This window comes from Kitasatospora sp. NPDC093806, from assembly GCF_040683335.1.
GTDB lineage: Bacteria > Actinomycetota > Actinomycetes > Streptomycetales > Streptomycetaceae > Kitasatospora.
The window spans coordinates 24,410-38,850 of sequence record NZ_JBFBDO010000081.1; the positions used below are offsets into that span (position 1 = coordinate 24,410).

Annotated in this window: 13 protein-coding genes; all 13 read right to left on the bottom strand. The window is 73.6% G+C overall.

Annotation, left to right across the window (positions count from 1 at the left end):
- Positions 1–20 precede the first annotated feature (20 nt).
- A complete protein-coding gene (locus tag AB0N76_RS29010; RefSeq protein WP_363562027.1) occupies positions 21–1,355 on the bottom strand; it encodes a glutamate-1-semialdehyde 2,1-aminomutase in 1,335 nt (444 codons plus the stop codon).
- A 7-nt stretch (positions 1,356–1,362) separates the two neighbouring features.
- A complete protein-coding gene (gene rfbC, locus AB0N76_RS29015) occupies positions 1,363–1,926 on the bottom strand; it encodes a dTDP-4-dehydrorhamnose 3,5-epimerase (RefSeq protein ID WP_363562029.1) in 564 nt (187 codons plus the stop codon).
- Complete coding sequence (locus AB0N76_RS29020) at positions 1,923–3,200, bottom strand: polysaccharide pyruvyl transferase family protein (RefSeq protein ID WP_363562031.1); 1,278 nt, start codon at positions 3,198–3,200, stop codon at positions 1,923–1,925. The genes rfbC and AB0N76_RS29020 overlap by 4 nt, the downstream gene beginning before the upstream one ends.
- Entirely contained in the window at positions 3,197–4,144 is a 948-nt protein-coding gene (locus AB0N76_RS29025; RefSeq protein WP_363562033.1) for a glycosyltransferase family 2 protein, read from the bottom strand. Before AB0N76_RS29025 ends, AB0N76_RS29020 begins: the two co-directional genes overlap by 4 nt.
- Positions 4,141–5,439: a hypothetical protein gene (locus AB0N76_RS29030; protein ID WP_363562035.1), complete on the bottom strand. Its 1,299-nt coding sequence runs from the start codon at positions 5,437–5,439 to the stop codon at positions 4,141–4,143. Before AB0N76_RS29030 ends, AB0N76_RS29025 begins: the two co-directional genes overlap by 4 nt.
- Entirely contained in the window at positions 5,439–6,767 is a 1,329-nt protein-coding gene (locus AB0N76_RS29035) for a DUF4910 domain-containing protein (protein WP_363562037.1), read from the bottom strand. Before AB0N76_RS29035 ends, AB0N76_RS29030 begins: the two co-directional genes overlap by 1 nt.
- Complete coding sequence (locus AB0N76_RS29040; protein ID WP_363562039.1) at positions 6,755–7,780, bottom strand: SDR family oxidoreductase; 1,026 nt, start codon at positions 7,778–7,780, stop codon at positions 6,755–6,757. The genes AB0N76_RS29035 and AB0N76_RS29040 overlap by 13 nt, the downstream gene beginning before the upstream one ends.
- A 3-nt stretch (positions 7,781–7,783) precedes the next feature.
- Positions 7,784–8,431 carry a PIG-L family deacetylase gene (locus tag AB0N76_RS29045; RefSeq protein ID WP_363562041.1) on the bottom strand — a complete coding sequence of 216 codons (648 nt, stop codon included), beginning with the start codon at positions 8,429–8,431 and terminating at the stop codon, positions 7,784–7,786.
- On the bottom strand, positions 8,428–9,225 hold the full coding sequence (locus AB0N76_RS29050; protein ID WP_363562043.1) for a glucose-1-phosphate cytidylyltransferase: 798 nt from the start codon (positions 9,223–9,225) through the stop codon (positions 8,428–8,430). The genes AB0N76_RS29045 and AB0N76_RS29050 overlap by 4 nt, the downstream gene beginning before the upstream one ends.
- Positions 9,222–10,457, bottom strand: a complete 1,236-nt coding sequence (locus AB0N76_RS29055; protein WP_363562045.1) for a class I SAM-dependent methyltransferase — start codon at positions 10,455–10,457, stop codon at positions 9,222–9,224. The genes AB0N76_RS29050 and AB0N76_RS29055 overlap by 4 nt, the downstream gene beginning before the upstream one ends.
- Positions 10,458–11,732, bottom strand: coding sequence for a glycosyltransferase (locus tag AB0N76_RS29060; protein WP_363562047.1), 1,275 nt, complete (start codon positions 11,730–11,732; stop codon positions 10,458–10,460).
- A gap of 2 nt (positions 11,733–11,734) precedes the next feature.
- Positions 11,735–13,036, bottom strand: coding sequence for an O-antigen ligase domain-containing protein (locus tag AB0N76_RS29065; RefSeq protein WP_363562049.1), 1,302 nt, complete (start codon positions 13,034–13,036; stop codon positions 11,735–11,737).
- A gap of 1 nt (position 13,037) precedes the next feature.
- The coding region (locus AB0N76_RS29070) for a right-handed parallel beta-helix repeat-containing protein (protein WP_363562051.1) at positions 13,038–14,441 on the bottom strand (1,404 nt) is incomplete at its 5' end.

The following is a 14,441-nucleotide window of genomic DNA, read 5'->3' on the forward strand; positions in this document are numbered from 1 at the left end:
CCGGATCAGCCGACGGAGCGTCAGACCAGGCGGCGGAACACGGGTTTCACCGGGCGTCCGGCGAGCCAGGGGGTCGGGTCCCCGGCGTCCAGCGCCTTCCGGTACACGGAACAGGCCCGGGCGACCACGTCGACCGTGTGGTCGATGTCGGCGTCGTCGAGCGCGCTGCTCACCACGAAGGACGGGGCGAGCACGCCGCCCGCCAGGAGTTGGCGCAGGAACAGGGTGCGGTAGGGCTGCGAGGGCTGTCCGTCCTCGTCGAGGGTGGCGAAGACCAGGTTGCTGGCCCGGCCCCGGACGAGGACGTGGTCGCCGACGCCCGCAGCGGCGGCGGCCTCGCGCACCCCGGCGGCCAGCCGCTCGCCGAGGGCGTGCAGCCGGGCGGTGATGCCCTCCTCGGCGTAGGTGGTCTGCACGGCCATCGCGGCGGCCAGCGCGTGCGTCTCCGCGCCGTGCGTGGTGGACAGCAGGAAGACCCGGTCGCCGGAGTGGCGCAGCCCGCCGTGCTCCATCAGCTCCCGGCGCCCGGCGAGCGCCGAGACGGCGAAGCCGTTGCCCAGCGCCTTGCCGAAGGTCGAGAGGTCGGGGACGACGCCGTACAGGCCCTGGGCGCCCGCCTCGGACCAGCGCAGGCCGGTGATCATCTCGTCGAAGACCAGCACGCAGCCGTGCCGGTCGGCCAGCGCGCGCAGGCCTTCGAGGTACCCGGGCGGCGGCTCGGCGTGGCCGGCCGGTTCGAGGACCAGGCAGGCGACCTCGTCCCGGTGCCGGGTGAGCAGCTCCTCGGTGGCGGCCAGGTCGCCGTACGGGAACGCCAGGGTGAGCTCGGTGATCGCGTCCGGGATGCCGGCCGACATCGGCGTGGTGCCGATGAACCAGTCGTCGACCGAGAAGAACGGGTGGTCGGCGCAGACGGCCACCCGGGACCGCCCGGTGACGGCCCGGGCCAGCCGCACCGCGGCGGTGGTGACGTCGGAGCCGTTCTTCGCGAACTTCACCATCTCGGCGGTCGGCACGGTGGCCAGGAACCGTTCGGCGGCGTCGAGTTCGAGGACGGACGGGCGGACGAAGTTGCTGCCCCGGTCGAGCTCCCGGCGGACCGCCTCGACCACGCGCGGGTGGGCGTGGCCGAGGCTGACCGACCGCAGGCCGGAGCCGTACTCGACGTAGCGGTTGCCGTCGACGTCCCAGACGTGGGCGCCGCGGCCGTGGCTGATCACCGGGGCCAGGTGCTCGGGGTACTGGTCGTCGCCCTTGGCGTAGGTGTGGGCGCCGCCGGGGATCAGGGCGTGCAGGCGCTCGTTGGCCGCCCGCGACCGGGGCAGGCTGAACTCGTCGGTGTGTCCGGTGTCCATGTCGGCCTCACCGCCCCTCGGGCCGCGGGGACCGGGCGAGGACCTCGGCGAGGCCCGGCGCCTTGCGGTCCCGGTCGGACACCGAGGTGGCGGGCAGCGGCCAGGGGACGGCGAGTTGGGGATCGTCGAAGGCGATCGTGACGTCCTCGGCCGGGTCGTGCGGGCGGTCGATCCGGTACGAGACGTCGGCGGTGTCGGTCAGCGCCTGGAACCCGTGGGCGCACCCCGCCGGGATGTAGACGCTCGCCTGGGTCTCGCCGCTCAGCTCGAAGTGGGCCTGGCCCAGGTAGGTCGGCGAGTCCGGCCGCAGGTCCACGACGACGTCGAAGACCTCGCCGGAGGAGCAGCGCACCAGCTTGGCCTCGCCCGCGCCGGAGCGCAGGTGCAGGCCGCGCAGCACGCCGCGGACCGAGCGGGACAGGCTGTGCTGGACGAAGGCGTCCGGGTCGATGCCGACCGAGCGGAGCACCTCGGCGTCGAACGTGCGGCAGAAGAAGCCGCGTTCGTCGGCGTAGGGCGTCGGTTCGAAGAGGAACGCACCGGCGATCGCCGGGACTTCGGTCACCTTCATGGAGCCTCCCGTGGGGCGTGGTCGTGGTCGTGCTCGTGCGCGGGGGAACGGTCGTGCGGCGGGCGGCCGGCCGCCGGGAAGAGGGCCGCCGTCAAGTCGTCGAACTGCTGCCGGAGTTCCCGGCGGGCGGCCAGGTTCCGCTCGGCGAGGGTCCGCCGCAGCTCCGGCGACTGCTTCTCCAGTGCCCGGAACTGCTCGATCAGCCGGTCGGCGTCGACCTCGCGGGCCGGGTGGCAGTACTCGCCCAGGCCCATCCGGTCCATCAGCGCCTCGCTCTTCCGAGCGTAGGTCAGAGCGAGCGTCGGCGTGCCTACTTTCAGTGCACAGATCAGATTGTGATACCGAGTCGCCACCACGGTCTCGGCGGCGGCCGTCTCCCGCATCAGGTCGTCCAGCGAGGCCGGCGAGGCGGCGGTGAGCAGCGGCGAGTCCACCGCGGCGAGGATCGCGGCGACCACCGGCCGGTCCACGTCGTCGCCCATCAGCAGCCGGACCGGCCGGCCGTCCTCGACCAGCGCGCGGACGAAGCGGGTGGTGCCGTCCAGGTACCGCCGGTGGATCTCCTCCGCCCGGGCCCGGTCGTCGTTCCCGCCGTGGAAGGCCATCACGCCGACGCAGACCGGGCCTTCCGGACCGGCGGGCGCGCCCGCCGCCGGCACCGGCACCGGCAGCGAGAAGGCGAGGTCCGGGTAGACCTCGTCCCGCCGGGTGTCCACGCCCATCGCCCGCATCGCCTCCCGGGACGGCGCGTCCCGGTACGACCGGTAGGCGGCCAGCCGCCCCGACCAGCGCACCAGCGCCCGGGTGGGCCGGCTGCCGATCTCGGCGGCGCCGACGCTGACCAGCGCCACCTTGGTGCCGAGCAGCCGGCCGGCCGCGCAGAGCAGGAACAGCGCGTACGGGAAGCCCCACGGCCGCAGCGGCAGGGTGGCCTCCAGGACGCCCATGCCGGGCACGATCACCACGTCGTGCCGGCGCACCCAGGCGGCGGTGCGGACGGCGTCGACGAGCTTGCCCAGGCCCTTGCCCGCGATCGAGCCCGCCCGGGACGCGGTCCGGTACTCGCCGCGGTACCAGTGCAGCCGGGTGGCGGGGATCCGGAACCGCTCGGTGACGGCCTCGGGGCCGCCGCACAGCGCGTCGACCACCGCGTCCGGGTGCTCGGCGCGCAGGTAGCCGAGCAGGGCTTCGAGCGAGCCGTCGTTGCCGAGGTTGCCGGAGCCGAGCAGGCCGAACACCCCGACCCGCACCGGCGTTCTCCGTACGGTCGTCACGGCTGCCGTCCTTCGCGTCCGGCGACCAGGGCGTCCACCGAGACCTCGAACCGGTCCGGGTCGACCGGGGCGCGGTCCTCGACCCGCTCGCCGGCGCCCGGCCGGACCCGGCTGGCCGCCCAGTCGGCGAGGTGGCCGTAGCAGGCGCGCCGGTCGGCGGGGGAGAGCGGCACCCGCCGGATCGTCGCCAGGAAGCCCCAGACGTACTCGGCGAGCAGCCGGGGCGTCGGGTGCAGCGGGCCGGACCGGCGCGGGTCCAGGTTGACGCACCGGGAGCGCTTGGAGGGGTTGGCCCGCTCGGCGCGGGTGGGGTGGTCCCGGCGGAAGTACAGCAGCTCCGGCACCTGGTGGAAGCGCCCGCGCAGGCCGATCTCGGCGACGAAGGTGCGGTCCGCGTGGTGGTAGCTGTCGAGCGGCTTGACCTGCCGCAGCACGTCGGCCCGGATCACCCCGTAGAAGTCGTCGCCGCCGGGCTCGAACAGCATGCTGCGGAAGCGCTCCGGCGCGAACGGGGAGCCGGTGGCGAGCCCGTACTCGTAGGGCACCTTGACCCGGCCGTCGCCGTCGACGATCGCCTGGTCGGCGTGCGCGAGGATCACGTCCGGCCGCTCGTCCAGCGCCTCCACGCAGCGCTTCAGCAGGTCCCGGGCGTACAGGTCGTCGTGCGAGGCCCACTTGAACAGCTCGCCCCGGCACTCGGCGAACACCCGGTTGTGGTTCGGCGAGGCGCCGATGTTCCGGGGCAGCCGCAGGTAGCGGACCCGGGAGTCCTGCGCGACGTAGCGGCGGCAGATGTCCTGGGTCGCGTCGGTCGAGGCGTTGTCGGAGATGACCAGCTCGAAGTCCTCGTAGGTCTGCCCGAGCAGGGCGTCGAGCGATTCGGCGAGGTACTCCTCGCCGTTGTAGACGGGCAGCCCGATGCTCAACCGGGGTACGGCGGTCATGTCGTCCTCACTTCGGGGATGTCGTTCCGTGTTTCGGTGGTGCTCGTGCGGTGGTGCTCGCGCAGGGCGGCCCGCAGCTGCTGCCACCACAGGGCGGAGGCGCAGGCGGTCGCGGTGGCGACGCCCCAGGCGGAGCCGGCCGTGCCGGCCAGGGCGGCTCCGCCGAGCCCGCCGCCCAGGTAGCAGGCGGAGGCGAACAGCTGGCAGCGCAGGCTGCGCCGGGCCGCGGCGAGCGCGCGCAGCCCGGCCGCCGCGCCGGTGCCGAGCCCGGCGCCGGCGACGCCGAGGGTGGCCGGCACGATGAGCTCCGACGACGAGGGCCAGACGTCGCCGAGGACCAGCTCGCCGATCCGGTCCGGCATCAGCAGCAGCGCGGCGCCCCACAGCAGGGCGGCGACGGCCTGCCCGCCGCCCAGCCGGAGGCAGAACCCGCCGAGCCGGTGCGCGGCCTCCCGCAGCACCCGGGCCGCCTCGGCCACGGTGACCAGCGACAGGCCCATCAGCAGGGCCAGGAAGGGGCCGAGCAGCAGCTCGGCGCCGCGGACCGTGCCCACCGCGCCGACCCCGGCGATCGCGCCGAGCCCGTAGGCCCGCAGCTGGCCGGCGGCGCTGAGGCTGACGTTCTCGACCAGGTACCGGCCGCCGAGGTCGCGCTGCTCGCGCAGCCAGCCGCGGGTGGCGGTCACCCGGGGCCGGATGCCGGACTGCAGGAAGCCGTACCCGGCGGCCACCGCGGCGGCGGCGCCCCAGGCCAGCAGGAAGGCGGCCACGCTGCCCACCCGGGCCGCCACGACCATCGCCGGGACGAGCGCGACGCCCTGCACCAGGTCGTTGGTGAACGCCTTGTGCCCGGCCCCGGCGGCGAAGAAGGCGAACCGCCGGGAGTCCTGAAGCAGCAGCGCGGGCAGCGCGACGCCGAGGCTGGCGAACGCCGGCCCGACCCGGCCGCCGAGGCCGAGCCCGACCAGCAGGCAGACGGCGCCGAGGGAGCAGCCGATGACCAGCGCGGTCCCCGAGGAGCGGGCCGCCGCCGCCCGCCAGTCCTTCTCCGGCACGCCGCTGAAGCGCACCATCAGCGGGTCGGTGGCCAGCCCGCGGGCGACGTTCAGCACCAGGCCGTAGGTCAGCCAGGCCAGGCTGAACACGCCGAACGCGGTCACGCCCAGCGAGCGGGCCACGAACACGCCCACCGCGAAGTTGGTCATGCTGGAGACCGCCTGGTCGGCCAGCCCCCAGGACAGCCGCCCGGCCAGCCCCCGCGCCGGTGCCGTCGTCTGCTTCCCCTCGGCGCTCATCAGGTCTTGACCAGCCCCGCGCCGTGCAGGGCGTCGGCCGCGGCGGCGACGGCGTCGAACGGCAGTCCGGACCGCTCGGCGACGTCCAGCAGCGACTGCTCGCCGTCGGAGAGGCTCAGCACCCAGAGCATGGCCAGCTGCGCCTCCTTGGCGTCGCTGCGCCCGCCCAGCGAGTCGTACAGCCCGCGCCGCCCCAACTGCGGTTCGCCGTACGGGCTGAGGTTGAGGTAGCGCCGGTTGCGGTCCAGCACGGCGAACGCCTCCCGGCAGACCGCGAGGGTGTCCGCCAGCGCCTCCGGGGAGACGAAGGACGGGTCGTCCGCCGAGGTGTGGTACTCGGGGTACCCGGCGTACGGGGTCCGGCTGAGCGAGCCGACGCCGAGGTCGAACCCGGGCGAGCAGTACTGCCGCTCGTCGTAGCCGTACGGCGTGAACTCGTCCACCCGGTGCGGCCGCCCGGAGGTGCGCAGGACGTGCCGCAGCACCCGGTCGATCTCCGCGTCGCCGCGCCGGCTCTGCTTGTACGTCAGCTGCCCCCGGTCGCCGGCGCAGGCCAGCACCAGCCCGTGCCGCACCCTTCCCCAAGCTCTCGGCTCCGCTTGAGCAGGGGATGCCCCAATCACCCGCTCGGCGTTGCGGGCCAGCCAGGTGATCGCCCCGATGGTGCCGGGCGCGAAGATGAACCGGTAGGTGTAGTACGGGTTCCGCTCCGCCAGCTCCCGCGCCAGGAAGACCGCCACCGCGACGCCGGCCATGTTGTCGTTGGCCAGCGACGGGTGGCAGACGTGGCAGGAGACGATCACCTCGTCGGCGACCTGGCCCGGCACGACGTGCTCGGCGTACGTCAGGTGGCCGTCCGCGAGGGTGGAGTCGATCCGGACCTCGTACTCGCCGTCCGGCATCGCGTCCAGGGTCTCCTGGGACAGGCAGAACCCCCACTCCGGCTTGTAGTAGCTGGTCCGGTACGGCACCCAGGACGGCTGGTCGGGCAGCGTGTGCAGGTGCCCGCGCAGCTCCGCCAGCGGCATGGTCGCCGCCACCGGGACGCTGTAGCCGAGCACGTGCAGGCTGGACGCGGCGAAGTCGACGACCCGGTTGCCCGCGGCGTCGGCGATGTACGCGTCCCGGATGTTCCACTCCTGCGGCACCGTCCAGTCGAGCACCTGGGTGCCGGTCGGCACCTCGTGCACCCGCAGCGGGACGTACTCGCCGATGATGTCCAGGGTGGCGCGCACGCCGTCACCGGTGATGCTCCGGCAGATCGGGTACAGCCGCTCCACCAGCTCGTGCATCCGCTCGCCGGCCCCGGGCGCGGTCATCGGCGCCACCGCAGGGTGTCGTCGACGGTACCGGCCTCGGACGCCGAGCGCAGCACGGCCAGCCGGGTGAAGCGCCGCTCGAAGGCCTCCCGGGTCAGCCCGAACGCGCGGTAGGCGTCGGCGAGTTCGACCGCGCCGCGCTTGACCGTCCACTCGCAGTCGAAGCCGGGCAGCGCGGCCCGGAACCGGGAGAAGTCCACCCGGTAGGACCGCGGGTCGGCGCCGGCCTCGCCGGTGATCCGCACCTTCGCGCCGTCCACCGCCTCGGCGACCTGCTCGGCGATCTCGGCGACGGTGACGTTGTTGGCCTCGGTGCCGATGTTGAACGCCCGGTCGTGCACCGCCTCGCGCGGCGCGACCAGCGCGGCCGTGAACGCCCGGGCGATGTCGGCGGCGTGCACCAGCGGCCGCCAGGGGGTGCCGTCGGAGAGCACCAGCACCTCGCCGGACAGCAGCGCGTGGCCCACCAGGTTGTTCAGCACGATGTCGGCGCGCAGCCGGGGCGAGAAGCCGAACGCGGTGGCGTTGCGCAGGTACACCGGGCTGAAGTCGTCGTCGGCCAGCGCGTGCAGGTCGTCCTCCACCCGCACCTTGGACTCCGCGTACGGTGTCACCGGCCGCAGCGGGGCGTCCTCGCCCACCAGCTCGTCGCCGCCGGCGGCGCCGTAGACCGAGCAGGTGGAGGCGTACAGGAAGCGCCGCACCCCGGCCTCGCGGGCCAGCCGGGCCAGCTTCACGGAGGCGTGGTGGTTGATGTCGTAGGTGAGGTCCGGGGCCAGCGAGCCCAGCGGGTCGTTGGAGAGCGCGGCCAGGTGGATCACGGCGTCCACCCCGGCGACGTGCTCGGCCGTGACGTCGCGCAGGTCCACCCGGTGCCCGGCCGGGTCGTCGGGCGTCGGGCCGAGGACGCAGTCCGCGAACAGGCCGGCGTCCAGCCCCACGACCTCGTGCCCGGCGGCCGCGAGGACCGGGGCCATCACGGTGCCGAGGTATCCCTGGTGACCGGTCAGCAGTACGCGCAAGGTTCATCCCTCCAGATCGAGAACGAGTTTGGTCACGGCGAACGCCTCGGCGTAGCGCGCGTGGCATTCGATGCCGCGGATCCGGGCCAGCCCGAGGAAGGCCTCCCGGTCGTACCAGGGGCGGTGCCGCTGCGAGGGGTAGTGCTCCTGCAGCAGCCGCACCTTCTCCTCCGCGACCTCCGCGGACAGCGGCTGGTACGCGGTCGGCCGGCCGAGGTCGGCGTCCCACTTGACGATCTCGTAGCCGAGCACCAGGTGGTCGCGGAACGCGGTGGTCACCAGCTTGGCCAGGCCGCGGTGGTCCTGGTGCGCGTCCTCGGTGCGCGGCGCGAGGACCAGCTGCGGCTCGGTCCGCCCGCGCAGCTCCTCGACGGCGGCCTTGGCCTCGTCCCAGTGCGCGGGCAGCCGTCCGTCCGGCAGCTTGAGCACGGTCAGCCGCAGGTCGGCGTCCGGGCAGAAGGCGGCCAGCGCCTCCCGCTCCTCCTGCTCCCGCTCGCCGCCGCCACCGGACAGCACCAGCGCGTCCACCCGCAGCCCGGGCCGCGCCCGGCACGCCGTCAGCAGCGTGCCGCCGGCGCCGATCGCGATGTCGTCGCAGTGCGCGCCGAGCGCGACGATCCGCTCCGGGCGGCCGGCCCCGAGCCGGATCACGCCGTCCTCACGCCGGAGCCGTCCTTCTCCCAGACGGCCCACGGGCGGTCGCCCCGGGCGTAGGCGGCGTCCAGCGCGGCCCGTTCCTTCACGGTGTCGGTCGGCTTCCAGAAGCCGCGGTGCTGATGGGCCACCAGCCGCCCGCGCTTGGCGAGTTCGGTGCAGCCGTCGGCGACCAGGTCCCCGTTCTCCGGGATGTGGTCGAAGACCTCCTGGCGGAGCACGAAGTAGCCGCCGTTCTCCCACAGCGGCATGTCGCTCACCGCGGTGATGCCGCCCACCAGGCCGTCCTCGGCCAGCTCCACGCAGTGGAACGAGGACTGCGGCGGCACCACCATCATCGACGCGCCGGCGTCGCGCTCGGCGAACGCGTCGATCATCGCCGGCAGCGGGGCGTCGGTCAGCACGTCGGCGTAGTTGGCGAGGAACATCTCGTCGCCGTCCAGGTGGTGGCGCACCCGGCGCAGCCGCTCGCCGATCGGCGACTCGATGCCGGTCTGGGCGAAGGTGATCGTCCAGGAGGAGATGTCGGTGGACAGCAGCTCGGTCTTCCCGCCCCGCAGCACGAAGTCGTTGGACGTCGTCTCCTCGTAGTTGAGGAAGAAGTCCTTGATGTGCTTGGCCCCGTACCCGAGGCAGAGGATGAACTCGGTGTGCCCGTAGAACGCGTAGTAGCGCATCACGTGCCAGATCAGCGGCCGCGGGCCGACCATCGCCATCGGCTTGGGCACGTCGTCGGAGGTACCGCTGCGCATCCGCAGCCCGTAACCGCCGCAGAACAGGACGACCTTCACGGCTTCACCTCGACGATGGTCAGTTCCGGGATGGGGAAGACCAGCCGGCCGCCCCACTCGTGCACGAAGGACAACTGCTCGGTCAGCTCGGCCCGCAGGTTCCACGGCAGGACGAGGACGTAGTCCGGCCGGTCGGTGGCGATCTGCTCGGGCGGCAGGATCGGGATCCGGGTGCCGGGGGTGAAGCGGCCGTGCTTGTAGGGGTTGCGGTCGACCGTGTACGGGAGCAGGTCGGGCCGGACGCCGCAGTGGTTGAGCAGGGTGTTGCCCTTGCCCGGGGCGCCGTAGCCGACCACCGTCTCGCCGCGCTCGGCCGCCTCGACCAGGAAGCGCAGCAGGTCCCGGCGGACCTTCGCCACCCGGGCCGAGAACTCGGTGTAGCCGGACAGCTCCTGCAGCCCGGCGGCCTTCTCCCGGTCCAGCACCTCGGCCACCCGCCGGGACGGCTCGCCGGCCGCCTCGGCCGGCCGGGCCCACAGCCGGATCGAACCGCCGTGCGTGGGCAGCAGTTCGACGTCCACCAGGGTGAGGCCGCCGCTCTCCAGCGCCCGGGCCGCGGAGGCGACCGTGTAGTACTGGAAGTGCTCGTGGTAGATCGTGTCGTACTGGTTCTCCTCGATCAGCGTCAGCAGGTGCTGCACCTCGATGGAGACCCAGCCGTCGTCCGCCACCAGGGCGCGCAGCCCCCGGGTGAAGCCGACCACGTCGGGGATGTGCGCGTACACGTTGTTGGCGACCACCAGGGACGCCGGGCCGTGCTCGGTGCGGACGGCCGTACCGGTGGCCTGGTCCAGGAACTCCGTGAGCGTCGGCACGCCCGCCTCCCGGGCGGCGGCGCCGACGTTCACCGACGGCTCGATGCCCAGGCAGCGGATGCCCCGGTCCACCACGTGCCGCAGCAGGTAGCCGTCGTTGCTCGCCACCTCGACCACGAAGGAGTCGGCGCCCAGGCCCAGCCGCGCCACCGCCCCGTCGACGAAGGAGCGCGCGTGCTCCACCCAGGAGGTCGAGTACGAGGAGAAGTACGCGTACTGCGTGAACGTCTCCTCGGGGGTGATCAGCGGCGGGATCTGCGCGAGCCAGCAGTCGGTGCAGACCCGCAGGTGCAGCGGATAGGTCGGTTCCGGCCGGTCCAGCTCGTCCGCGGCGAGGAAGCTCTCGCACGGCGGGGTCGCCCCCAGGTCGACGACGCTCCCCAGCGCCGTCGAGCCGCAGAGTCGGCAACGTGTCATCTACTGCCCCCATTTCCTGCTCGCCCGGGCGTCCCGCCGCGGGCCAGCGTTCGTCCTTCCCACCGGCGGCGCGCCGTGCGCGCCGCCCGACCGCCCCGCGATCGCGGAGCGGTACTCCTCCTCCAGGCGCTCCAGCCCGACGGCCGGACTGAAGGCCTGGTCGTAACGGTGCCGGGCGGTCCGGCCCATCTCCCGGTTGGCGGCCGGATCGGCCGTGATCCGGCGCAGGCAGTCCGCCAGCGAGTCCGCGTCGCCCGGCCGGTGCAGCAAGCCGGTGGCCCCGTCCCGGACCAGCTCGACGAAGGCACCGTGACCGGCCGCGACGGCCGGCACCCCGGCCGCCATCGCCTCCGCGACCACCAGGCCGAAGGTCTCCATGGACATCGAGGGCGCCACCACGGCGACCGAGCGCGCGACCGCCCGCCGGACCTGCTCCGGGTCGTACAGCCCGGCGTAGCGCACGTCCTCGCGGCCCGCCGCCCACGCCGTCACCTCGGCCTCCAGCGGCCCCGCGCCGGCCAGCACCAGCGGCACCCCGACCCCGCCCCCGGCGGCGAGCGCGTCCCACGCGGCCATCAGCAGCCGCACGCCCTTGGACTCGGTCAGCCGGCCCAGGAACAGCACGTGCTCGCCGTCGTCGGCCCGGGTCACGCCCGGGTCGGGCACGAAGTTGCGCTTCACCACCAGCCGTTCGGCCGGCATGCCGGAGCGCACCAGCAGCTCGCGCTGCGCCGCGGAGATGCAGAAGAACCGCTCCACCCCGGACCACCAGCGCCGCCGGTTGACCGTCATGCTCACCGCGAGCGGCACCGTCGCCAGCCGGGAGTTGCGGTAGCAGCCGTGCCGGACGGCGGGCAGCGCCGCCTTCGTCCCGACGCACTCGGTGCACGTCCCCTCGCCCCGGTGCAGGGTGCCCGGCGGGCAGATCTGGGCGTAGTTGTGCAGGGTCGCGACCACCGGCACACCGGCGTCCGCGCAGCCGGCGATCACCGCCGGCGACAGCAGCGGGAAGACGTTGTGGACGTGCACCACGTCCGGCCGCTCGGCGCGCAGCCGGTCGGCGAGCTCGGTGCGGACCGCCGGGTTCCACGGCACCAGCAGCGGCACCGCGACCTTGCCGAGCAGCGAGCGCCCGGCGATCTCGTCGCTGCGCCGCTCGAACAGGTCGACCCGGTGGCCGGCCGCGCGCAGCAGCGCCACCTCCTCGTCGACGACCCGGTTCTCCCCACTCGGCTGCGCCGAGGAGTAGCGGTTGTGCACCACGAGGACGTGCATGGTCAGATCACCTCCCGTTTCCGGTCCCAGCGCGGGATGCGTCGCCGCGCCGGCGCGGGCGCGGTCGGTGCGGCCGCGGTCGGCGTGGCCGTGGTGAGCGCGGCCGCGGGTGCGGGCGCGGTGGGTGTCGCGAGCAGCGCCGCCGCCAGCGCCAGGTGCAGCAGGTAGGGCGAGGCGTCGCCGAGGCCGGCCTCGGTGTACGAGGAGAGCGCGACGTAGCTGATCAGGAAGATCGCGCCGGCCCTCGGCAGCGAGGGCGGGCGCAGCAGCGCGACCCCGAACAGCACGATCAGGATCGCCGCCACCAGCACGATGCCGAGCTTGCCCTGCTCGTTGTAGACGGCCAGCCAGCTGTTGTCGATCGGCAGTCCGCCGAAGGACTTGTCGCCCAGGCCGGTGCCGAACACCTCCTCCGGGATCGTCCGGGGCGCCGTCAGCAGGGCGTCCCAGACCTTGGCCCGGCCGGTGAGGTTGGAGAAGTTCTCCTGGCTCTGGCCGCGCATGAACCAGGTCTGCACCGCGCCGGCGAAGGCCACCGCGGCCACCGCGGCGACCACCACCGCCCAGGCGAAGAACCGGCGGGCGGCGGCGCTGGTCAGGACGAGCGAGCCGATCGCCAGGGCCAGCCCGACCAGCAGGCCGACGGTGGCCGTCCGGGTGTGGGTCATCGCGAGCAGCACGAAGGTCGGCACGATGACGATCGCCGCGCTGGTCCCGGTGATCCGGCGGTCCAGCAGGAGCAGCACGGTGAGCCCGATGATCACCGCGGAGTACTGGCCGATCTGCGGCGGGGTGAGCGGCCACAGCGCGCCGACCAGGCGCCCGCCGTAGTACTCGGGCATGGCGGTGCCGGGGGAGAGGATCAGCCCGGCGGCCACCGACACCAGGACCGCGAAGTACATCCGGATGTGGGTCCGGACGAACAGCAGGCCGTCGTCCCACCAGCGGCTGAGCAGCCAGAGCGTGGCGACGAAGATGGTCAGCCGGGCGCAGCGGAACAGCGCGCCGACGCCGACCTCCAGGTGCAGGCTGGAGATCAGGCTCGGCACCAGCAGCAGGCTGAGCAGGAACAGGAACGCGCTGGTGCGGATGCGCAGTTGCAGGTTGAGCGCGAGCGCCAGCGCGAACGCCGAGACCAGCGCGCCCATGGTGGCCATCTGGATGAGCGAGCGCGGCAGCCGGACGATGGTCTTCGCCCCGGCGGAGCCGAGCGTGTTGAGGCCCAGCAGCGCCCAGACGATCAGGGCGGCCTTGGGCGTGCCGGTGCGGACGGGCGCGTCCGCCTGCACGAGGGTCCCGGTCATCTCAACCACCGGCCTGCGGGGCGAAGGTGCTGCCCTGGTCCTGCCGGTACGGCGGGCCCTGCCACTGCCCGGCGTCGAGCTTGCGGGCGGGGTCGTCCATGACGAAGCTCCACGGTCCGCGGTAGTCGTTGTCGTGCCAGCGGTTGTCCTGGTCGAGGGTGACCGCCTGGGCGACCCGCTTGCCCTTGTAGGGCGACCAGTCCGGGTAGGTGCCGTAGTTGGCGAGCACCGCCATCCGGGCGCACTCCGCGCAGTCGACGACCCGCGGGTCGAGCGAGAAGCGGTTGTCGTGGATGTCCACCCGCTGGGTCTTCCACCGGCAGTCGGCGTACAGCGGGGTGGTGGCGATGGCCGGCTCCGCGCACCGCGCGGTGTCCTTGACCAGCAGGGTGCAGTAGCCGGTCGAGGTGTTGGCGGGGCTGTTGCAGAACCGGTCGGCGTTCTCCCACAGGGTGATCCCGGACCAGTTGTCCTCCAGGACGTTGTGGTGGATCTCGATCCGGTCGGTGCGGGCCGGGATCCGCGGTTCGCCGCCGGACTCCGACAGGTAGACCGCCGCGTACGGGAAGTTGTCGGCCGCGACGGCGTGCTTGCGGCCCTCGACCCAGTTGTTCCGCCGGATGGTGTTGTTCCTGATCACCGCGTTGTAGCTGGTCTCGTACATCAGCGCGGTGCCGTCGTTGGACTCCAGCACGTTGTTCTCGAAGAGGAAGTCGTTGTTGTTGTTGTCGGCCCACAGCCCGGCGCCGCGGTTGTCGTGCACCCAGTTGCCGCGGATGTCGGCGCCGTCGACGGCCCAGAACTTGATGCCGCCGGTGCAGCCACAGCCGGGCTGGCGCCGCTCCCAGTCGTCGGTGTTGTTGCCGGTGATCTCGTTGCCCTCCACCAGCAGGCCCTTGATGGTGTCGCCGGTCTTGTAGGCGTTCATCCCGTACTGCCCGTTGTCGCGCAGACAGCTGGCGCGCACCTGCTGGCGGGCGCCGGCCATCAGCCCGGCGCCGGAGTTGCGCTGGATCGTGGTGTGCTCGATCACCCAGCCGTCGGCCATGTCGTGGTTGACCACGCCCTCGTCGTGCGGGGCGGTGAAGCCCTGCACGGTCAGGTGGCTGATGGTGACGTCGGGGGCGGTGCCGCTGAACGCGTAGTTGTTGGTGCCCCGGCCGTCGAGCACCGCGCCCGGCGCGCCGAGGTAGGTGTTCCCCTCCTTGGCCATCACCTGGGCGTAGCGGTCCGGCTGGAGCGTGTGCGTGCCCGGGAGCAGCCAGAACGTGGTGTGCGGGGGGTTCTCCCTGGTCTTCGCGGCCAGGTCGTCGGTCACCGCGGGGTCGACGGTCACCGCGCCCGCCGGCGCCGTGGCCGGCCCCGGCGCGGGGGCGGCGCACACCCGGGCCACGGCCGCCGCCGG